This is a genomic window from Bacillus sp. SH7-1 (assembly GCF_008042405.1).
In the GTDB taxonomy this organism is placed as follows: Bacteria; Bacillota; Bacilli; order Bacillales; family Bacillaceae_G; genus Bacillus_A; species Bacillus_A thuringiensis_N.
Genome location: NZ_QNUD01000015.1, coordinates 291,870 through 312,380, shown reverse-complemented (window position 1 = coordinate 312,380; position 20,511 = coordinate 291,870). Strand labels below are relative to the sequence as shown.

The following is a 20,511-nucleotide window of genomic DNA, read 5'->3' as shown; positions in this document are numbered from 1 at the left end:
GTGTATTTTTAACTAGATTAAAAAAAGAAAGAAAAGAATAAAAATTAAATCAGATAAAAAAATTCTGAAATATACTATTGAATTGAATATCATTATCAATTAGAATCATAATTGATAACGACATTCAATTATCGTTTATTATATAAAATTTCGATAGCTTTAATATAAAGAGGAGGACCAGTATGCAGCATGCGAAACAAATCGCAGAACATGCAACATTACAAAGCTTTTTAAACTGTTATTTAAGAGAAACAGGGAGTGGAGAATGGATTACAGAGGATGAAAGAATGGAAAGTATGTTCAGTAATACATTGAATAGAGATACAGTTCCCACATATTTATGTTGTCGGCTATCGGCACAGAACGTTACTTTGTATGGAGAAGTTATTTATAAATCATCAACAGATCGCCATTTGTTTGGAGAACAATTTTATTATCAAATTGGAGATAGTAATTCTGTTATTAAAGCAGATTACGTAACAGTTATTACTTTCTTAATAAAAGAGATGTCTATCAACTACGGAGAAGGGACGAATCCTGCTGAACTTATGCTTCGAGTTATTCGTAGTTGTCAAAATATTGAGGGATTTACAAAAGCGAGAATAGAAGACACATCTGCATTATACGGTTTCCATACAACTTTTATAGAGGCGGAGCAATCTTTATTATTTGGACATTTAACTCATCCTACACCAAAGAGTAGACAAGGTATATTGGATTGGAAAAGTACAATGTATTCTCCAGAATTAAAAGGAGAATGCCAGCTGCATTATTTTCGGGCACATAAAAGTATAGTGAATGAAAAATCATTATTATTAGATTCTACAACAGCAATTTTAAAAGAAGAGTTACGTAATGATGAGATGGTTAGTAAGGAATTTATATCAAAGTATTGTAATGAAGATGAATATTCATTAATTCCAATTCATCCGCTTCAGGCAGAATGGTTATTACACCAATCTTACGTCCAGGATTGGATAGATCAAGGAGTACTTGAATACATTGGTCCTGCTGGTAAGTATTATATGGCAACATCATCACTTAGGACGTTATATCATCCCGATTCAAAGTATATGCTTAAGTTTTCATTTCCGGTAAAAGTAACAAATTCAATGCGTATTAATAAATTGAAGGAACTTGAGAGTGGTCTTGAAGGGAAGGAAATGTTAAATACGGCTATTGGTGAAGTGTTGGAAAAATTTCCCGGCTTTAATTTTATTTGTGATCCAGCCTTTATTACATTAAATTACGGAGCAGAAGAATCTGGATTTGAAGTCATTATACGAGAGAATCCTTTTTATAGCGAACATGCCAAAGACGCTACATTAATTGCTGGGCTAGTTCAAGATGCTATACCTGGAGAACGTACTCGCTTATCAAATATTATTCACCGCCTAGCAGATTTAGAAAGTAGAAGCTGTGAAGAAGTAAGTTTAGAGTGGTTTAGACGATATATGAATATTTCTTTAAAGCCGATGGTATGGATGTATTTACAGTATGGTGTTGCATTAGAAGCTCATCAGCAAAATAGCGTTGTTCAGCTAAAGAATGGTTATCCGGTCAAATATTATTTCCGTGATAATCAAGGTTTCTATTTCTGTAATTCAATGAAAGAGATGCTTAATAATGAGTTAGCTGGTATTGGAGAACGTACTGGGAATTTGTATGATGACTATATTGTAGATGAAAGATTTCGTTACTACTTAATTTTTAATCATATGTTTGGACTCATTAACGGATTTGGTACAGCTGGATTAATTAGGGAGGAAATTCTTCTCACGGAATTAAGATCTGTACTTGAATCGTTCCTTCCATATAATCGTGAACCTTCTACCTTTTTAAGAGAATTGTTGGAAGAAGATAAGTTGGCATGTAAAGCAAATTTATTAACGAGATTTTTCGATGTCGATGAGTTAAGTAATCCTTTAGAACAAGCAATTTACGTACAGGTACAGAATCCGCTCGTTAGAGAAGTGGCTGTTCGTTCATAAATAACGTTAAAATTTCACGTAATACAAATAATGGTATTTTTCGTAAGGTAGAGGGGGTTATGAGAATGGACATGTATCATACGAAAATATTGAAAGCGCTTGAGTCAGAAGATTACATTTCAGTACGAAGAAGGGTTTTACGTCAATTAGTAGAGTCGTTAATTTATGAGGGGGTTATTACGTCAGTTCGTATAGAAAAAGAAGAACAAATTCTTTTTCTTATACAAGGGCTTGATGAGGACAACAAAGTTGTCACGTACGAATGTTACGGAAGAGAACGAATGACATTTGGACGCATCTCTATAGATTCATTAATAGTAAGAGTTCAAGAGGAAAAACAAGAAATACAATCAGTTTCGCAATTTTTGGAAGAAGTTTTTCGGGTTGTTAACGTAGAACAAACGAAATTAGATTCTTTTATTCACGAATTAGAACAAACGATATTTAAAGACACGATTGCACAATATGAAAGATGTAATAAGTTGAAATATACTCAAAAATCATACGATGAATTTGAAAGCCATTTAATTGACGGCCACCCGTATCATCCTAGCTATAAAGCACGCATTGGGTTTCAATATCGTGACAATTTTCAATATGGATATGAATTTATGAGGCCAATAAAACTTATATGGATTGCAGCTCATAAGAAATATGCGACTGTAGGTTATGAAAATGAAGTGATTTATGACAAAATTTTAAAAGGTGAAGTAGGCGAGCATACATTAGAAGCGTATAAGGAACGAATTCACAGTGTGGGATGTGATCCAAAGCAGTACGTGTATATACCTGTTCACCCTTGGCAGTGGGCGAGTTTTATCATTCCAAATTATGCTGAGCATATACAGGATAAAAGTATTATTTATTTAGGGGAATCAGCAGACGATTATTGTGCGCAACAATCTATGAGAACGTTAAGAAATGTTACGAATCCAAAGAGATCATATGTAAAGTTATCGTTGAACATACTCAACACTTCAACACTCCGTACGCTGAAACCATATTCAGTTGCGAGTGCACCAGCTATATCGAATTGGTTAAGTGATGTCGTAAGTCAAGATTCTTATTTAAGGGATGAATCACGTGTAATTTTGTTAAAGGAATTTTCGAGTGTAACGTATGATACGAATAAGAAAGCCACATACGGTTCATTAGGATGCATTTGGCGTGAAAGTGTTCATAATTATTTAGATGAGCAAGAGGATGCAGTTCCTTTTAACGGATTATATGCAAAAGAGAAAGATGGGACACCAGTTATTGATGCGTGGTTAAACAAATATGGGATAGAAAATTGGCTGAGATTACTTATCCAAAAAGCGATAATACCTGTATTACATCTTGTTGTAGAGCACGGAATTGCACTCGAATCACACGGTCAAAATATGATTTTAGTTCATAAAGAAGGGCTACCTGTCCGTATTGCATTAAAGGATTTTCATGAAGGACTTGAGTTTTATCGTCCATTTTTAAAAGAAATGAATAAATGTCCGGACTTTACTAAAATGCATAAAACGTATGCGAATGGAAAAATGAATGATTTCTTTGAAATGGATCGTATCGAATGTTTACAAGAGATGGTACTAGATGCACTTTTCTTATTTAATGTAGGAGAATTAGCTTTCGTACTTGCGGATGAATATAAATGGAAAGAAGCAAGTTTTTGGATGATAGTGGTTGAAGAAATTGAAAATCATTTTAGAAAATATCCATACTTGAAAGATAGGTTTGAAAGCATTCAACTATACAATCCTACATTCAATGCTGAGCAATTAACGAAGCGCCGATTATATATGGATGTGGAATCGCTTGTTCACGAAGTTCCAAATCCATTGTATAAAGCAAAGCAACTTATGAAACAAAAATCAGTTATTACAGGGGGAAATTATGCTAATCGTTAATAAACAAGAGTATAGCAAAAGTGATTTTGATTTGAGATTACAAGTTTACGAAGAAATGGAACAATTTCAAGAAGCGGAAGGAAATAGATTTGCGCTTTGTCTGAAGGACCCATTTGACATTATTACGCTTGTGTTTTACTTAAAAGAAAAGAAATCATCAGTATTACTTATACATGAAGATACGCCAAAAGAAACGGCTATTGAAATGGCAAAGCGTGCAAATTGTAAAGGGGTTTTATATGAAGAATATAGTGGTTTTACAAAAATAGAAGTAGAGGGTTTTTTACTAGAAGATCCTTCTTTATTGCAATATAGTTCTGGAACAACAGGAGAACCGAAACTGATTCGTAGAGCATGGACGGAAGTTGATACAGAAATTACTGCTTATAATGAAGCTTTAAACTGCGAAGAGGATGAAGTGCCAATCGTTATGGCTCCTGTTTCACATTCATACGGACTAATATGTGGTACGTTATCTGCAATTACGAGGGGAAGCAAGCCTATCATCATTACGAATAAAAATCCTAAATTCGCTTTAAATATAGTTCGCAATACAGAAAAACATATCATATATGCAGTACCACTTATGCTACATATTATGGGGAGTTTCCCGCAAGGAACGTTTCAGTTTCATAAAATTATGACATCGGGAGCGCCTTTACCAGAAGCATTATTTTATAAACTAAAAGAAACGACAACATATATGATGCAACAATACGGTTGTTCTGAGGCAGGCTGTATTAGTATATGTCATGATATGAAAAGCCATTTAGATTTAGGAAATCCGCTACCTCATGCGAGTATAAGCATAGGTTCAGATGAAAATATGCCTGAAGAAATTGTAGTGAAAATGAACGATAAGGAAATTTTTACGAAAGATTTAGGGTATAAATCCGAACGTGGCATTCATTTTATGGGGCGTATGGATGATGTGATTAACGTTTCAGGATTAAAAGTCTTTCCTATAGAGGTAGAAGAAACAATGCTTCGATTGGAAGGTGTTCAAGAGGCAATTGTATATCGAGGGAAACATCCTGTGATGGGTGAAATTGTTAAAGCGAAAGTAATCTCTCAAATTGATCCCGTGCAAATAAGAGAATGGTGTATTCAGCGCTTACCATCTTATAAAGTTCCGCATGAAATTGAAAGTGTAACTGAAATTCCGAAAAATAAAACTGGAAAAGTAAGTAGAAAGTTACTAGAGATGGGAGAGGTTACAGCATGAGACGGGAAGCATTAAAGAATGCCATATTAAAAATTATGACAGAAAAAATGGAACTAAAGAATATAACGCATTTAGAAGAAATGATGCACTTAAATCAAGATTTATATATAGATTCGGTAATGATGTTACAACTCATTGTATACATAGAAATGGATTTAAAGCTATGCGTTCCAGAGGATGAGGTAGATCCAAAGGCATTTCTTACTGTAGGATCTTTGCTTGATTTTATGGAGGAGTTACAGCCGTTACAGGATATAAATGTGAATAACTAACCTTTAGGAAAGTGGATGAGAGTATGACTTCAATTAAAGTGCATTGTTTAGTAAGTTGTTTTTGTGAAATTATAAAAAGACGAAGCGATATAGATTTTCGTCCATTTTATTTTGGACTATGGGATGGAGATTTTGATATAACAGATGGGGGTATTATTTCGTATCACTCTGAAAATATTAACCATGATAATTATTTATTATGGTATGAAAGATTATACGGTATTAAAGTGAACGAATGGTATGATCATGCAAAAGATAAAGGTGGCAATGTAGAAACGTTTATAGAATTAGTAGAAAATAAGCCTGAAAATCGTTTCGTAATTGTAATGGTTGATATGTCTCTATTACCAGAGAGGGAAAATAAATTTCATCAAAAACCGTTTCCGCATTATTTAATGATATCAAAGACAGAGCAAGAAGAAGAGTGGTTCATGCTAGATCCCGATTTTCGCTGGGAGGGGAATATGGAAAGAGAAAAAGTACTTCACTCTGTTCAAGATAACCCATTTGGTGGAGGCTATTTCATTGATGTAGAAGGAATTCAAGAACCAACACAAGAAATGGTAGCTAGTTATTTCACAGAAACTTTCAAAAGAAACGACAATGAACTGACTGTGGAGCTGAAAAACTTAATTATAAAAATGGCAAACGAGGAAGATGGATATGCGCTTTCTGGGCTTGTAGCAGCAGTAAAACAAATACCAGTACTTGCAATTCGTAAATATAGTTATGAACATGCCTTTGCATACTTCCGTGAAACGTTGCAATATTCGGAGCAAGAATTTGATTATTGGTGTGATCGGGTAGAAGATATTGTACAAGGATTTACAAATGTACAGTATCGTGCAATAAAAATGGCAATGACGAATAATAAAGGTATGTTATTATCAATTGTTGAAAAGCTGGATGAAATGAATGCAATTGAACTGCAAATTAAGGCTGAATTAGAGAAACAATTTCTATCTTGGAAAGCTATAAAAATAAATCAGTCTGTCGTAACTCTGTAAAAAGTTTACTGAATTTAAGACAAGGGAGTTTAAAGCTATGAAATATTCACTATGTACCATTTCATTTCGCCATCAATTAATTTCATTTACTGATATTGTTCAATTTGCATATGAAAACGGTTTTGAAGGAATTGAATTGTGGGGGACTCATGCGCAAAATTTATATATGCAAGAGTATGAAACGACAGAACGAGAATTGAATTGTTTAAAGGATAAAACCTTGGAAATTACGATGATAAGTGATTACTTAGATATATCATTATCGGCAGATTTTGAAAAAACGATAGAGAAATGTGAACAACTTGCAATGCTAGCTAATTGGTTTAAAACGAACAAAATTCGTACGTTTGCTGGAAAAAAAGGTAGTGCAGATTTTTCGCAACAAGAGAGACAAGAGTATGTGAATCGTATTCGCATGATTTGTGAATTATTTGCTCAGCATAATATGTATGTACTTTTAGAAACACATCCAAATACGTTAACGGATACGTTGCCTTCTACTTTGGAACTATTAGGCGAAGTAGATCATCCGAATTTGAAAATAAATCTTGATTTTCTTCATATATGGGAGTCTGGTGCAGATCCAGTTGACAGCTTCCAGCGACTAAGGCCGTGGATACAACATTACCATTTTAAGAATATATCGTCAGCAGATTATTTACATGTGTTTGAACCGAATAATGTATATGCAGCAGCGGGAAGTCGTACTGGTATGGTCCCTTTATTTGAAGGTATCGTAAATTATGATGAGATTATTCAGGAAGTGAGAGATACTGACCATTTCGCTTCACTCGAATGGTTTGGACATAACGCAAAAGAGATATTAAGAGAAGAAATGAAAGTATTAACAAATAGAAATTTGGTAGTAGTAACTTCGTAAAGTGAAATGGTGAAAGAGTCTCTAAACGAGACTCTTTTTTTATAATAAAAAATAACCAAAAATTACCATGTATTTTAATTCGAATTTAACACAATTTATATATAAATAAGGAGGTGATTGGTAATGGCTAGAAATCGTAATTCTAATCAATTAGCATCACATGGAGCACAAGCGGCTTTAGATCAAATGAAATATGAAATTGCACAAGAGTTTGGTGTACAACTGGGCGCTGACACTTCTTCACGTGCAAACGGTTCTGTAGGCGGTGAAATCACTAAACGCCTAGTAGCGATGGCAGAACAACAACTTGGTGGCGGATATACTCGCTAATTGTAGATGGTTATAGGAGAAAGGAAGGATTCTTCCTTTCTTTTTTTTTCAATTAATTGGTATGGATATATTGCGAACTGGATTCAAAGAATAGAAATAATACTATATTTCCCCCAATTTCTTTTGTTGTAAATGGGAAGTAGTAAAGTGTAATAGCCCTGGTGGAATGAACAATTACGTTCCGGCAGGGCTATTATATGGTAAGAAATATATGATGAAAGGTTCCGAAGCCAACATGTTAAAAAAAGAAAACTGTTGTTTAATTGCGCTTGCATCAGTTCCACTTGTTATGACATTAGGGAATTCAATGCTCATTCCGATCCTACCGACTATCGAAAAAAAATTACATATTTCATCGTTTCAAGTATCCATGATTATTACAATTTACTCTATTGTAGCCATTTTACTTATACCGATTGCTGGTTATTTATCAGATAGATGGGGACGAAAGATGGTAATGGTTCCGAGTTTGCTGATTGCGGCTATAGGAGGAGCGATAACTGGTTGGGTATCTTGGAAAGTTGATAATCCCTACACTTGGATATTGATTGGTAGAGCGATTCAAGGTATTGGTGCTGCGGGTGCAATGCCAGTTGTTATACCGTGTGTTGGTGATTTATACAAGGATGAAAAACAAGTTAGTACAGGTTTAGGAATTATTGAAACATCCAATACATTTGGGAAAGTGTTGAGCCCTATTTTAGGGTCTGCTCTTGCTGCCATTGTATGGTTCTTACCGTTTTGGGCGATTCCAGTTTTATGCGTAGTATCAATTGTTTTATTACTTGTTCTAGTAAAGGCAAAGAAACAAGAAGGAGAAGTACCACCACTTAAAGAGTTTATAAAATCAATTCTTGCTACGTTTCGTGAAAAAGGAAGATGGTTAGTTGCCATTTTTACATTAGGTGCAATTATTATGCTTATTTTATTCGGAATTCTCTTTTATTTGTCAACTATACTGGAATCAAAGTATGACATTCATGGTATATGGAAAGGGGGTGTGCTTGCGATCCCGTTACTTGTACTGTCAATAAGTTCATATATGGCTGGTAAAAAAATTGGAGATAATCAAAATGTGATGAAGAAGTGTATTTATATTGGTTTTTTAATGGCAGCTGCATCAGTCATCATTCCTTTATTTATAAAAGGGATTTATTTACTACTTCTTTGTCTCGTTATTATGGGGATAGGAATTGGTATGGCACTCCCATGTTTAGATGCTTTAATTACACAAGGAATTGAAAAGGAGCAAAGGGGAACGGTTACGTCATTTTATAGTTCAATGCGATTTATCGGTGTAGCAGCTGGACCACCTCTATATTCTTTTTTCATGAAAGGTGCTGACCATGAAGTATTTTATTTAACAAGTATATTCGCTGGAATCGGTGCTGCTATAGCAATCATTTGGATTAAACCAGCAAAAGACGCAAAGACGGTAAAACAGAAACCGGAACCTACTTCATAATATGAAAGAGAATTGCATGTTACTGAAAACAACATGCAATTCTCTTTCGTTCATTAGGAATAAATAACTTGTTTTAACATATAAAGTGCGACACCCCATATGATGAGACCAGAAAATTTATTTAATAATACGATTGTCTTTCCGGTTGAGTCTAGTCTTTTTAGAAATTTCCCCGCTAAAGCTAAGCTTATAAACCAAATCCAAGAAACGATAATAGTTGCAAGTGTGAAAGCCCATTTTTCATTTCCTATGTATTGGATAGAATTTGTTCCAATTACACCGATTGTATCTAAAATTGCATGGGGATTTAATAAGGAAACTGATGCAGCGAAAAGTATTTGTTTTTTTACTGGCATGCTTATTTCTTGTTTTACATCATTGGAAGGGTTACTTCTCCAAATAACCCAGCCCATATACATGAGAAAGAAAAAGCCAATCATATATAACGTGTTAGTTAGCCAAGAAAAAGTAAGGAGTACAAGGGAGACACCCTGCACTGCAATTAATATGAGTAACGTATCACATATAGAGGCAGTTAATACCACGGGAGCTGCTCGCCAAATATTTGCTTGGCTGGCTCCTTGGTTAAAGACGAACACATTTTGAACACCTAATGGAATGATAAGACCAAATGCAAGGATGATACCATGAATAATTGCTTCGCTCATCATATTTACCTCCTACTTAATTTTAGTATGATAGTGTATATTGTATAGAAGAAATGAAAATTTGTATCCATCCATATGGTTGGGGAGGTTACCAACCAAAAAGAATGTAAGGTGATATGATGGAAAAGTTGGTTTGGAAGCCTGATATGTCTTTAGCGACTCCTTTGTATAAACAAATAGAAACGTATATAAAAGAAAAAATCGTTAATGGAGAATGGACTGTTGGAACAAAATTACCTTCACAAAGAGATTTGGCACATACATTTGGTGTGAATCGAAGTACAATTGTCATGGCTTTCGATGAACTAGTTGCAAAGGGATACATTAAAGGGAATGGCAGGAAAGGAACAATTGTTGTAAATAATCATGAAAATGCTTCAACTTATGCACCGCCGCCTAATTGGCAATCTTATGTAGAAACAGGACTTCATTATCCAAATCTGCCTGCTATTCAAGAGATTAATCAAGCTGAATTTTATCCGCATGTAATTCGTTTAGGAACAGGTGAGCTCGCGCCAAGTCTTTTACCCGAAAAAAAGATGAAAGTAGTAATGAATAAGCTTTTAAAATCAAACGTGATACTTGGGTATGAACAGCCAAAAGGTAATCTTAATTTAAGGAAGCAAATTGCTGACTATTTAAAAAGGCATGGCATATACGTATCTCCTGACTCTATATTGATTGTTTCAGGAGCAATTCAAGCACTTCAACTTATTTCTATTGGGCTTCTTCCGAAAGGAGCATCCATTTTATTAGAAAAACCATCATATTTATACTCTCTCAATGTTTTTCAATCAGCAGGAATACGTTTAATTGGAATGCCAATGGATGAGAGTGGGCTAGATGTGTCATATATTGCGAAATATAAGAAGCAATTTAATGCCTCTATTTTATATACAATCCCGTCTTTTCATAATCCAACGAATTTTAGCATGGATACGAAGAAGCGGACAGAAGTGGTGGAGATATGCAATGAAATTGGATTGCCTATTATAGAGGACGCAGTGTATCAAGACTTATGGTTTGATGCCCCTATTTCGAAACCTTTAAAAGCGTATGATAAAAATGGAATCGTACTACACATTGGAAGCATGTCTAAAGTCATTAGTCCAGGATTAAGAATTGGATGGATTGTTGGACCTGAGCCAGTCATTCAAAGATTGGCAGACATAAAAATGCAAACAGATTATGGATCGAGTTCTATATCTCAGCAAGTTGCCGCAGAGTGGTTTAAAGATGGATTGTATGAAGAACATTTACAGTTTGTAAGAGGTGAGCTTACAAAACGTAGGGACTTTATGGTGAGTATGTTAAAGAAGTATTGTAGTGAAATAGCGACATGGCATGAACCGGCAGGTGGTTTTTATATTTGGTTACATATGAGTGTTCCGGTTTCAAATCGTAGTTTATTTGAAAAAGCTTTGAAAGAAAAGATTTTATTAAATCCAGGTACTTTGTATGATAGAAGTGCGAATCAATTTTTGCGCCTATCCTATTCATACGCAACGTTAGAAGAAATTGAAATAGGTATAAAAAAACTTGCACAATTAATGAAAAAGTAAGAGGAGAAAGTAATGAAACAATATGTAATTTGCCAAATTATCAGTGGAGAAAAATATTTAGCTGCTTATGCGGAGACGAAGCAAGAGGCAATTGAAAAAGCGGAATTGTTAGGATTACGAACAGGAAATCGATACACAGTTATTACTGCGGAGGAAGCTGAAGGGTTAACGTATCCGTAACCATATAATAAATTATACAGGAAGTAAATAAGCCTAGTAATATATAATATTACTAGGCTTATTTTTTTTGAAAGCGTTATGTGTTCTCTTATGAAAATAATAGTATTATGAGTCAAGTTGACGGAAATACCGATTTGTTTTTCGGTCCTGATTGCCGTTTCTATATTCATTAATATATTGTCTGAAGTTCCACGATTGTAAAAATTTATTTGCGGCGTTATAACCAGAATTATAAAGCCAATCTTTTTCTTCCTTTGTTAACTCAAAGTTTGTACTAGTAATGGACCCTGTTGGAATTGTAATTGTTCTTGCTTTTGATTCTTTGTCTAAATGACGTAAATCATGGGCTTGCATCATTGTTTTAAATAGTCCTTTGAACATGGAGATAGGCTCATTATAGTGGGCAGGATCAGCTTGAATCTCATCTTTTACGAAATGAAATCCAAAAGTCGGCCAGCGAGGAGAGGTAGGTGAGTCGAAAATCCAAATTGGATAATTGCTTAAAATCCCTCCATCAACCATATAACAAGGTTGCTTCCATTTAGGGGTTCTCCATTTTACTGGTTCAAAAAAGAAGGGGATTGTACTACTCATTCTTACAGCTTTAGCAATAGAGAAGCGATAATTTAAAAATCCGTAGTTCGGTAAGTCATCAGGAAAGATAACCATTTTACCATTACTTATATCAGAAGCGATAATTTTAAGCTTATTTAAATCAGGTAAATCTGTAAATAAGTGAACTCCTTTTTTTCGAAGCAACTCTTCAATCCATTCTTCTATAAAAATATTAGAGTAAATACCAAGAGTAGTCCATGCGCTTAATCCTTTTCCGATAAACGGGATTCTGTCAATGAAGGTTCTCTTCGTAAATTTATTATAATCAATATCAGTTATAATCGTTTTTAACTCTGAACCAGAATATCCTGCTGCTAGGAGCGCAGCAATAATAGAACCAGCTGATGTTCCAGCTACACGTTCCCATTCATAGCCTTTTTCAGCTAACGCGCAAATTGCTCCTACATGCGCAATTCCGCGTACACCGCCTCCTTCAAAAACACCATCAATCTTCATTAATCATACTTCCTTTCGAATAAAAGCTTTGAAAATGGCAAAAAAGCACGTATTGTACGTGCTTTTTTACAATAGTTTTTAAATTTACTAGCAGCCTACAAAGCCGCCCCAACAGCTAGCTCCGATGATGATTAGAAGGATAAATAAAACGATTAATAAAGCGAAACCTCCATAACCACATCCACCACAACTACCGCCGTAACCGTAACCGCCGCAACTATATCCGTAACCCATGTGGAATTCCTCCTTATATTAAAAATAAAAATGAACGAGGGGAAAATGTACTGGAAGAAATAATGAACTATCGTGTTTGTAGGAACAATGTATAATATGCTTTTTTAAACTTGTTCGCGTATGGAGGAAGAGCCCGTTTTTTTGGAGGCTTGTTGTTTTTACAAAGAATGGAGTATAATTTTTGTGCGATGATACAAATAAGTATGTGAATATAAGGAGAATTTATGAATAAACAAATTGAAACATTAATTGATAAATATGGACTGACACATGTAAAAGAGGAACTTATTAATACTGTATTTCCTTGTGTAAAAGTTGTGCCAAAGCAGGAGGGAACAGTTGCGATAGGTAGTTCGAAAATGGGGGGAGTTCCTGATTTACCAGTTGCATTTGAATATCCAACACACAAAGGAAATCCGTTACAGTTTATCGCCCAATTTAATTTAAAGGATTTACAAAATGTCGGTATAGATCATAATCTTCCTAAGACAGGGATGTTATATTTTTTTAGCATTGAAAATTATTTTGCAGAAGATGTGAATCCAACTGAAGCGGGGCGTGTACTTTATTATGATGTTCCTGTAGAGCAATTACGAAGAGCAGCTGAATTGCAAACGAATTATAACCAATGTAAAATTACGTTTGAACTAACGTATAAATTGCCAGAGCTTTTCATTGAAGATGAGGCTGATTCAGATCGTTTCTTACAATTACTTGAAGAGCTAATCCCAGACAACTACGATAACCATCAAATATTTGGTGAGCCATTCTCTGTACAAGATGAAGTATTGTACGAGACTGGACAATATATGAACATAGATCCGCAGCAAATGACGCTTTTATTCCAAATTGATTCAGATACTAAAAATTGTAATATGATGTGGGGAGATTTAGGGATGCTTTATTTCTGTATAGGAAATGAAGACTTAAAAAATCGACGTTTTGAAAATGTATGTTGTGTATTACAAACTTGTTAATGAAAAAGGTTGTTCTTGTAAAAAGAACAACCTTTTTACAATGTTAAATATGCATAATCTCATATGACCTATACGAAAAAGTATTGTATACTCTGAAAATATACGATACTTTTTCGTATAGTTATAGAATGTAAGGAGTGACGAGATGGGAAAGACAAGTAAGTATGTGACAGCTGCCGTACTTTGTTCAACTATAGTAATGGGGGGCTTACACGCGTCATCTGTATCTTATGCAGCTACAAATCAAACTGTAGCGACATCACAATCAGATACAAAGTTGTTAAATGATTTCAGAAAAGAATTAAAAAAACAGATTGATAATCGGGAAGAAAATATTACAATCACATATAAAACAAAAGATAGAAATGCTAGAAGTATTATGGATCAATTGTATGGCGAGTTTAATAAAATTGTAGATGCAGATGAGTATGTAAAATATAATGTAGCGTCTACTAGATATTCTATTAAAGGGTTACCAGGAAACTATACGTTTACACTGCAATTGAAATACCGTGAATCAAAAGAGCAAACACAATATGTAAAATCTCAGGCGAAAGCGATTATAGGCTCGATTGTAAAACCAGGGATGGATGAGCATGAGAAAGTAAAAGCTATTCATGATTACGTTGTAAAACATGTATCTTATGATACGTCGTATCAAGCGTATACAGCATATGAAGCGTTAGCAAATCGTTCTGCCGTTTGCCAAGGGTATACGTTATTAACATATGAGTTACTAAAAGAAGCAGGTATTCAAAATCATATTGTAACAGGTACAGGAAATGGACAAGCTCACGCATGGAATTTAGTGAACATTGAAAACAAATGGTACCACCTTGATACGACATTCGATGATCCAGTACCAGATAAAGCTGGGCGTGTAACATATTCATATTTTAATATGTCTGATGAGCAATTAAGTAAAGATCATGAATGGGATCGTAGTAAATATCCGGCAGCAAATACAAGCTACTTCAGTGAATTAACAAACAAAATAAAAACGGGTAGTTCAAAGACTGCTGCATATGAACAAATGTTAAAAGAAACAAATTTAAAATATTTGTCTGCACAATATGGGGCAGAAAATTACATTGAATTTAAGAAAAAATTACAGCAACAATTTGCAGCTAAACCAGAAAAAGTAGAAGTACGATATAAGCAGTCTATGGATGGGACAATGCAAGATATAAAGAAAGTGTTAAATGAGATAAGTTGGCCAAAAGGTGCAAAGCGTGTATCATATCAAGTAGCACCATATAGTGCAATGGCGGGTTATTCATTAGCGACAATTACATTTACGTATTAAGGAATGAAAAAGAGCATCTGTAAAAGATGCTCTTTTATTATGTATCACTTTAAAAATCAGAATTATGTGATAAAATTAAAGTGGAAGGATGTGGAATCTGAATGGGTTTGTTCGAAAGTGATATTTTTACATTGATATATATTTGTTTAGTAATCGGACTTATCGTTTTATTTTTCCTATCATTAACTTTGTTTATTAGAAGAATATTTCAAAACAACGCCGCAAAGAAACAGAATGTGATGAATATGAACCAGAAGCTAGATCGAATTATTGAATTGCTTGAAAAAGATAAGAAATAACGATAGAAGATGTATGAAAAGGAGAAGAGTATGGCTAATTATATAAAAGAATTACGTGAAAAAGTAGGACATGACTGTGTTCTCATAAATTTTGCGGGTGGTTGTGTATTGAATGAATATGGAGAAATATTGCTGCAAAAAAGAGGTGATTTTAACGCTTGGGGATTTCCTGGTGGTGCAATGGAAATCGGAGAATCTGCCGCAGAAACTGCGATTCGAGAAATAAAAGAAGAAACAGGTTATGATGTAGAAATAAATGAGCTTATCGGAGTATATACTAAATATTTTCAATCATATCCAAATGGAGACAGAGCCCAGTCAATTTTAATATTCTTTTCATGCTCAATTACCGGAGGAGAGAAAAAAATAGACGGTGATGAAACGTTGGATTTGAAGTTTTTCCCGCTAAATAAAATGCCACCATTGTTTAATCAACAACATGAGGATTGTTTGCAGGACTTACTAGAGAAAAGAGTAGGGATGTATCGCTAACATAAAAAAAGAAGCTAATGAGATTAGCTTCTTTTTTTATATTATTTATTTCCACCAATCATCAAACATTGAAGCTGGTACTTGTCTTTTATGTTCGCTCACTGTGTAACGTTTTTCAATTTTTTCTGCAACGTCAGCTGGAACTGCTTTACCTTCTAAGTAGTCATCAAGTTGATCATACGTAATACCTAATTCTGTTTCATCAGCTTGACCTGGTTTTTCATCTAATAAATCAGCTGTTGGCATTTTTAAATAAAGTCGCTCGTCTGCATCTAATTCTTGTAATAGAGCGCGTCCTTGGCGTTTCGTTAATCCCGTTAATGGTAATAGGTCTGCACCACCATCTCCGAATTTTGTAAAGAATCCTGTTACAGCTTCTGCAGCGTGATCTGTTCCGATAACAAGGAGACCTTTTTGTCCACCGATTGCATATTGTGTAACCATACGGATACGTGCTTTCACGTTACCTTTATTGAAATCTGTTAATGATTCACCTAATAGGTTTTCGTATTGATTTGAGAAAGCATCAACTGTTGAAGCGATATCAAATGCAATAGATTGATCAGCTTGAATAAATTGTAATGCTAATTGCGCATCATCTTCGTCTTTTTGCACTTTATAAGGAAGGCGCACGGCAATAAACGTTGCGTTACCACCTTCATTACGAATTTCCTCCACTGCAAGCTGAGCTAAACGTCCAGCTAATGTAGAGTCTTGTCCGCCACTAATTCCAAGTACAAATCCTTTCGCACCTGTTTTTTTTACATAATTTTTTAAGAAATCAACACGTTTACGGATTTCTGCTTTCGGATCAATTACAGGTTGAACGTGTAATGCTTTCATAATCTGTTCTTGCAATGTCATTATGTTTTCCTCCTATTCATATTAAAGCGGTAATAAGTTTATATGTATATTGGTACATACTTCTTTCCTTTATTATTTCGCAAAATTAACGAATATACAATAGGATGTGTGTATGAATATGAATGTAGTCATTATAATGAAACTGCATCGTTTAAGCAATTTTTTTGAAACCTTTCAATAATGTAAGGTTTTTGTCATTTGAATCGATGGAAGGTATTTCCGTACTTTACTAATATAAGAACATAGTTAGCAGAAGGGCGGAGAGGTAATATGAATATTAGAGAACTCGCATATCGGAATGTGACGCGAAATAGACGAACATATTCAGCATATTTTTTAAGTAGTGCATTTGCTATTATGGCCTTTTTTGTGTATTCATTTTTTGCGTTTCATCCGGCATTAAGTGCTGGACAATTGGGCAAGTACGTGTTCGTAAGTATGTCTTTTGCACAGTCTATTATTTACTTATTTACATTTTTCTTTATTTTATATTCGATGGGAATGTTTTTAAAAACGAGAAAGCGTGAACTAGGAATTTTAATGATGTTAGGTATGACGAAATATCAATTAAAACGGCTTATTTTCTTTGAAAATATTATGATTGGAATAGGGGCCATTATTTTTGGGATACTTGCTGGAATGCTATTTTCAGGAATACTAATATTTGTAGCTCCGATGATATTAAAGTTAGATATTTCCTTAGCTTATTACATACCAATGAAAGCCATTGTTGTAACGAGTATTATGTTTTTTATATTATTTATGATCATTTCATTGTTTAGTGCAGGAATGATTCGGAAAAATAAAATTATGAAATTGTTTAGAGGATCGGCAGAAGCGAAGCCGGAACCGAAAGCATCCATTATTTCTTCTATATTAGCAGTCATATTGCTTAGTGCGGGATATGCAGGAGCACTTATGTCACACGGTGCAATGGTATTTATCATGATGATTCCTGTTACAACGGTAGTCATTATTGGTACGTATTTGCTGTACAAGCAGTTGAGTGTCTTTATTATTAGACTATGTAAAAAAAGTAAACGTTTCTATTGGACACAGACAAATATTATTACGTTGTCAGATTTAGCTTACCGTATGAGAGATAACGCAAGAATGTTTTTTATTGTAACCATAATTTCAACTGTAGCATTTTCAGCAATAGGTACATTAGTTGGCTTTACATCAATGACAAAGGCGATTATGGAGAGACCAATTGCGTTTCACTATCATTCTAAGCAAGGAAATAGTAATGAATCACAGCATTTGAAGATAATTGACGAAGGATTAAAGAAACATAGTATAGCAGCTTCAAAAACAAATATTTCGACGAAGAAAACGGAGGAGCAGTCGTTAAAAAGCGCCACCTTTATAAAGGAATCAGACTATGAGGAATATGCGAAGTTAACAGGAGAACCCTATCATGCGGTATCCAAAAAAGAAGTTTTATTTTTGTCAGTCGAAATACCAGGACCACCGATGAAAGAAAGAAAAGAAATTACTTTGCCACATTTGAATGAACCATTAAAAGTGAAAAAAGTTAATACTTCTTCATTAAGTAAAATAATAAGAGGTAACGTTTATGTAATCTCTAACAATCAGTATGATGCATTACAAGATGGATTTAAAGAGGAAAAAGATTATGTGTACAAAACAGAAGGAACGAAAGATGAAATTGAGGTTGGTAAAGAACTAACGCATCAGATGAAGCCTTATGAAGAACATACAACGTTTAGTGCAGAAGAGTACGAACAAAACCAAAGTTTACAAATTGCAGGACCAATTCTATTTGTAGGTTTCTTTATTGGTATTGTATTTTTCGTATGTGCAGGAAGCTTCCTTTATTTCCGTTTGTTTTCTGATTTGGAGGATGATACTCGTTTGTTTGAAATGATTCGAAAAGTAGGCTTAACGAGTGGAGAATTATCGAAAGTAGTTACAATTCGATTGGGACTTTTATTCTTCGTTCCAATATGTGTTGCAACATTACACGGGGCAGTAGCGTTAACTGCACTCGGACAGATGTTTGAGTACTCACTATTTAAAGAAAATGCGATTGTATTAAGTATTTTCGTAGGAATTCAAGTTGTATATTTCTTACTGATTCGATCTCGTTATTTAAAACAATTGAAAGAGAGATTACGTATTCGTTAAATGTGTTTTTTTAACTTGAGTACAAAATTTTCTAAAAAGAGGCAGGTATTACCAAAAAGTGATAAAATGGAAAAAGCGAGGTGGAAAAATTAATAACAAGTAAGGGGGGAGTAATATGAAAGCAACAGGAGTTATTCGAAAAGTAGACGAATTAGGACGAATTGTTATTCCTAAAGAATTACGTGATGTATTGGGAATACAAATCAAATCACCACTTGAAATTTTCGTAGAAGAAGACAAAGTCATTTTACAAAAATATCAACCTTACAATGCTTGTCAAATAACAGGTGATGTTTCAAATCAAAACATATCATTAGCAAATGGAAACATTACTGTTAGTATAGATGGAGCGAAATATTTAATAAAAGAAATAGAGAAGTTTTTAAACAAGAGTGAGATTTAGTCTTAATTTATATTATTTTAAAAATTTCATATCATTCTTTAAAAATTATAAAAGGACCAATTTAATGGTCCTTTTATTTTAGTTATTGGTTGTACCAATCGGATTTTGGTGTCTAAAAATTACGAGATAAATAATAGAGTAGTATAAAATTCGTAAGCCTTATTGAGAAACATTTTTAAGGAAGGAAAATGAAACGCATAAAACGAATGTTACATTTAAGCATTTTCAAAAGTGGTCTGAAATGAAAATAATATATTTTCAGGAGGGATTACGATGAACAGTAGTACAGCGAATAAACAAAAAGGTATACAATTGATTCCTTTTACAGTAGATAAGGTAGTTGAACAAGTAAATGAAATTCCACCAGGTGTACAACTCATTCATGCTCCACAAGTATGGGAGAAGAGTGCAAAAGGAAAAGATATTGTAGTTGCCGTATTAGATACAGGGTGTGATATGAATCATATAGATTTAAAGGATCGTATTATCGGTGGAAGAAATTTCACGAAAGATTATAAAGGGGATCCAAATATATATCTTGATAATAACGGACACGGTACTCATGTAGCTGGGACAATTGCAGCGACTGAAAATGGTGTCGGTGTTTTAGGAGTCGCACCACTCGCTAAAATGTTAGTGTTAAAGGTTTTAGCAGGAGATGGTTCTGGAAGTTATGAGCAAATTATTGAGGCGATTCATTATGCTGTAAATTGGAGAGGGCCTAATAAAGAAAGAGTTAGAGTTATTTCAATGTCACTTGGTGGCCCGCAAGACGTCCCAGAATTACATGAAGCAATTCAAAATGCGGTAAAGCAAGATGTTCTTGTTGTATGTGCTGCGGGTAATAATGGAGATTGTAATGATAATACGGAGGAACTAGATTTCCCAGGTGCCTATTCCGAAGTAATCGAAGTCGGCGCTGTCAATTTAGAGCGGAAAATCGCATGTTTTAGTAATTCAAATCAAGAAATTGATTTAGTGGCGCCAGGCGATGAAATATTATCTACGTATCCTGAGGGGAAATATGCGGTATTAAGTGGAACTTCTATGGCGACACCGCATGTCGCTGGAGCGTTAGCATTGCTCATAAAGCAGTGTGAAAGGGAATATGGTAGAAAATTATCAGAGCCAGAAATATATGCACAACTTATTAAAAGAACTGTACCTTTAGGATATGAACGTACCTCTGAAGGGAATGGATTAATAGATTTATTAAAAGAATAGAATAACTAAAAA

Annotated in this window: 21 protein-coding genes; 17 read left to right on the top strand and 4 right to left on the bottom strand. The window is 34.3% G+C overall.

The annotated features are described in order from the left end of the window. Nucleotides 1-182 precede the first annotated feature (182 nt). The 8 genes from DN390_RS15480 (at nt 183) to DN390_RS15445 (ending at nt 9,068) form a co-directional block, all read left to right on the top strand. Complete coding sequence (locus DN390_RS15480) at nt 183-1,991, top strand: IucA/IucC family protein (RefSeq protein WP_147807745.1); 1,809 nt, start codon at nt 183-185, stop codon at nt 1,989-1,991. Between the two features lie 59 nt (nt 1,992-2,050). Next, complete coding sequence (locus tag DN390_RS15475; protein WP_147807744.1) at nt 2,051-3,889, top strand: IucA/IucC family protein; 1,839 nt, start codon at nt 2,051-2,053, stop codon at nt 3,887-3,889. Continuing rightward, nucleotides 3,876-5,114 carry an AMP-binding protein gene (locus tag DN390_RS15470; RefSeq protein WP_147807743.1) on the top strand — a complete coding sequence of 413 codons (1,239 nt, stop codon included), beginning with the start codon at nt 3,876-3,878 and terminating at the stop codon, nt 5,112-5,114. Before DN390_RS15475 ends, DN390_RS15470 begins: the two co-directional genes overlap by 14 nt. Beyond that, nucleotides 5,111-5,386 carry a petrobactin biosynthesis protein AsbD gene (asbD, locus tag DN390_RS15465; protein ID WP_147807742.1) on the top strand — a complete coding sequence of 92 codons (276 nt, stop codon included), beginning with the start codon at nt 5,111-5,113 and terminating at the stop codon, nt 5,384-5,386. The genes DN390_RS15470 and asbD overlap by 4 nt, the downstream gene beginning before the upstream one ends. A gap of 23 nt (nt 5,387-5,409) precedes the next feature. Continuing rightward, nucleotides 5,410-6,393 carry a DUF6005 family protein gene (locus tag DN390_RS15460; protein ID WP_147807741.1) on the top strand — a complete coding sequence of 328 codons (984 nt, stop codon included), beginning with the start codon at nt 5,410-5,412 and terminating at the stop codon, nt 6,391-6,393. Between the two features lie 37 nt (nt 6,394-6,430). Beyond that, nucleotides 6,431-7,273 (top strand): petrobactin biosynthesis 3-dehydroshikimate dehydratase AsbF, encoded by an 843-nt coding sequence (gene asbF, locus DN390_RS15455; RefSeq protein WP_097951589.1) that lies wholly within the window; start codon nt 6,431-6,433, stop codon nt 7,271-7,273. Nucleotides 7,274-7,396: 123 nt separating this feature from the next. Then, on the top strand, nt 7,397-7,603 hold the full coding sequence (locus tag DN390_RS15450) for an alpha/beta-type small acid-soluble spore protein (RefSeq protein WP_000113545.1): 207 nt from the start codon (nt 7,397-7,399) through the stop codon (nt 7,601-7,603). A gap of 235 nt (nt 7,604-7,838) precedes the next feature. Next, nucleotides 7,839-9,068 (top strand): bacillibactin exporter BcbE, encoded by a 1,230-nt coding sequence (locus DN390_RS15445; protein ID WP_147807754.1) that lies wholly within the window; start codon nt 7,839-7,841, stop codon nt 9,066-9,068. A gap of 53 nt (nt 9,069-9,121) precedes the next feature. Here the strand turns inward: DN390_RS15445 and DN390_RS15440 are convergent, their stop codons facing one another. Continuing rightward, on the bottom strand, nt 9,122-9,736 hold the full coding sequence (locus DN390_RS15440; protein ID WP_147807740.1) for a LysE/ArgO family amino acid transporter: 615 nt from the start codon (nt 9,734-9,736) through the stop codon (nt 9,122-9,124). Between the two features lie 119 nt (nt 9,737-9,855). Between DN390_RS15440 and DN390_RS15435 the strand changes: the two genes are divergently transcribed. Together DN390_RS15435 and DN390_RS15430 are read left to right on the top strand one after the other, a co-directional pair. Next, nucleotides 9,856-11,298 carry an aminotransferase-like domain-containing protein gene (locus DN390_RS15435; protein WP_147807739.1) on the top strand — a complete coding sequence of 481 codons (1,443 nt, stop codon included), beginning with the start codon at nt 9,856-9,858 and terminating at the stop codon, nt 11,296-11,298. 12 nt (nt 11,299-11,310) lie between these two features. Then, entirely contained in the window at nt 11,311-11,478 is a 168-nt protein-coding gene (locus tag DN390_RS15430) for a DUF3933 family protein (RefSeq protein ID WP_097951593.1), read from the top strand. 105 nt (nt 11,479-11,583) lie between these two features. Here the strand turns inward: DN390_RS15430 and DN390_RS15425 are convergent, their stop codons facing one another. Next, entirely contained in the window at nt 11,584-12,549 is a 966-nt protein-coding gene (locus tag DN390_RS15425; RefSeq protein ID WP_147807738.1) for a patatin-like phospholipase family protein, read from the bottom strand. 87 nt (nt 12,550-12,636) lie between these two features. Next, entirely contained in the window at nt 12,637-12,783 is a 147-nt protein-coding gene (locus tag DN390_RS15420) for a YjcZ family sporulation protein (protein ID WP_000540425.1), read from the bottom strand. 224 nt (nt 12,784-13,007) lie between these two features. Between DN390_RS15420 and DN390_RS15415 the strand changes: the two genes are divergently transcribed. From DN390_RS15415 to DN390_RS15400, 4 genes are all read left to right on the top strand, one after another. Further along, on the top strand, nt 13,008-13,760 hold the full coding sequence (locus tag DN390_RS15415) for a YwqG family protein (protein ID WP_147807737.1): 753 nt from the start codon (nt 13,008-13,010) through the stop codon (nt 13,758-13,760). Nucleotides 13,761-13,905: 145 nt separating this feature from the next. After that, on the top strand, nt 13,906-15,066 hold the full coding sequence (locus DN390_RS15410; protein WP_147807736.1) for a transglutaminase domain-containing protein: 1,161 nt from the start codon (nt 13,906-13,908) through the stop codon (nt 15,064-15,066). A 101-nt stretch (nt 15,067-15,167) separates the two neighbouring features. Beyond that, entirely contained in the window at nt 15,168-15,365 is a 198-nt protein-coding gene (locus tag DN390_RS15405; RefSeq protein WP_147807735.1) for a DUF4083 domain-containing protein, read from the top strand. Between the two features lie 30 nt (nt 15,366-15,395). Continuing rightward, entirely contained in the window at nt 15,396-15,857 is a 462-nt protein-coding gene (locus tag DN390_RS15400) for an NUDIX hydrolase (protein ID WP_000024988.1), read from the top strand. A gap of 45 nt (nt 15,858-15,902) precedes the next feature. Here DN390_RS15400 and nadE read toward each other — a convergent pair whose 3' ends face one another. Continuing rightward, on the bottom strand, nt 15,903-16,721 hold the full coding sequence (gene nadE / locus DN390_RS15395; protein WP_147807734.1) for an ammonia-dependent NAD(+) synthetase: 819 nt from the start codon (nt 16,719-16,721) through the stop codon (nt 15,903-15,905). Between the two features lie 270 nt (nt 16,722-16,991). Between nadE and DN390_RS15390 the strand changes: the two genes are divergently transcribed. From DN390_RS15390 to DN390_RS15380, 3 genes are all read left to right on the top strand, one after another. After that, nucleotides 16,992-18,872, top strand: a complete 1,881-nt coding sequence (locus DN390_RS15390; RefSeq protein ID WP_147807733.1) for an ABC transporter permease — start codon at nt 16,992-16,994, stop codon at nt 18,870-18,872. A 115-nt stretch (nt 18,873-18,987) separates the two neighbouring features. Next, a complete protein-coding gene (locus tag DN390_RS15385) occupies nt 18,988-19,275 on the top strand; it encodes an AbrB/MazE/SpoVT family DNA-binding domain-containing protein (RefSeq protein WP_060630521.1) in 288 nt (95 codons plus the stop codon). 273 nt (nt 19,276-19,548) lie between these two features. Beyond that, entirely contained in the window at nt 19,549-20,499 is a 951-nt protein-coding gene (locus DN390_RS15380; protein WP_147807732.1) for a serine protease, read from the top strand. Nucleotides 20,500-20,511 lie beyond the last annotated feature (12 nt).

Coding starts and splice junctions, on each gene's coding strand:
- nadE (WP_147807734.1), bottom strand. CDS start 16,721: ATGACATTGCAAGAACAGATTATGAAAGCATTACACGTTCAACCTGTA.
- DN390_RS15405 (WP_147807735.1), top strand. CDS start 15,168: ATGGGTTTGTTCGAAAGTGATATTTTTACATTGATATATATTTGTTTA.
- DN390_RS15450 (WP_000113545.1), top strand. CDS start 7,397: ATGGCTAGAAATCGTAATTCTAATCAATTAGCATCACATGGAGCACAA.
- DN390_RS15470 (WP_147807743.1), top strand. CDS start 3,876: ATGCTAATCGTTAATAAACAAGAGTATAGCAAAAGTGATTTTGATTTG.
- DN390_RS15400 (WP_000024988.1), top strand. CDS start 15,396: ATGGCTAATTATATAAAAGAATTACGTGAAAAAGTAGGACATGACTGT.
- DN390_RS15460 (WP_147807741.1), top strand. CDS start 5,410: ATGACTTCAATTAAAGTGCATTGTTTAGTAAGTTGTTTTTGTGAAATT.
- DN390_RS15480 (WP_147807745.1), top strand. CDS start 183: ATGCAGCATGCGAAACAAATCGCAGAACATGCAACATTACAAAGCTTT.
- DN390_RS15445 (WP_147807754.1), top strand. CDS start 7,839: ATGTTAAAAAAAGAAAACTGTTGTTTAATTGCGCTTGCATCAGTTCCA.
- DN390_RS15410 (WP_147807736.1), top strand. CDS start 13,906: ATGGGAAAGACAAGTAAGTATGTGACAGCTGCCGTACTTTGTTCAACT.
- DN390_RS15475 (WP_147807744.1), top strand. CDS start 2,051: ATGAGAATGGACATGTATCATACGAAAATATTGAAAGCGCTTGAGTCA.
- asbD (WP_147807742.1), top strand. CDS start 5,111: ATGAGACGGGAAGCATTAAAGAATGCCATATTAAAAATTATGACAGAA.
- DN390_RS15435 (WP_147807739.1), top strand. CDS start 9,856: ATGGAAAAGTTGGTTTGGAAGCCTGATATGTCTTTAGCGACTCCTTTG.
- DN390_RS15425 (WP_147807738.1), bottom strand. CDS start 12,549: ATGAAGATTGATGGTGTTTTTGAAGGAGGCGGTGTACGCGGAATTGCG.
- DN390_RS15380 (WP_147807732.1), top strand. CDS start 19,549: ATGAACAGTAGTACAGCGAATAAACAAAAAGGTATACAATTGATTCCT.
- asbF (WP_097951589.1), top strand. CDS start 6,431: ATGAAATATTCACTATGTACCATTTCATTTCGCCATCAATTAATTTCA.
- DN390_RS15385 (WP_060630521.1), top strand. CDS start 18,988: ATGAAAGCAACAGGAGTTATTCGAAAAGTAGACGAATTAGGACGAATT.
- DN390_RS15390 (WP_147807733.1), top strand. CDS start 16,992: ATGAATATTAGAGAACTCGCATATCGGAATGTGACGCGAAATAGACGA.
- DN390_RS15430 (WP_097951593.1), top strand. CDS start 11,311: ATGAAACAATATGTAATTTGCCAAATTATCAGTGGAGAAAAATATTTA.
- DN390_RS15440 (WP_147807740.1), bottom strand. CDS start 9,736: ATGAGCGAAGCAATTATTCATGGTATCATCCTTGCATTTGGTCTTATC.
- DN390_RS15420 (WP_000540425.1), bottom strand. CDS start 12,783: ATGGGTTACGGATATAGTTGCGGCGGTTACGGTTACGGCGGTAGTTGT.
- DN390_RS15415 (WP_147807737.1), top strand. CDS start 13,008: ATGAATAAACAAATTGAAACATTAATTGATAAATATGGACTGACACAT.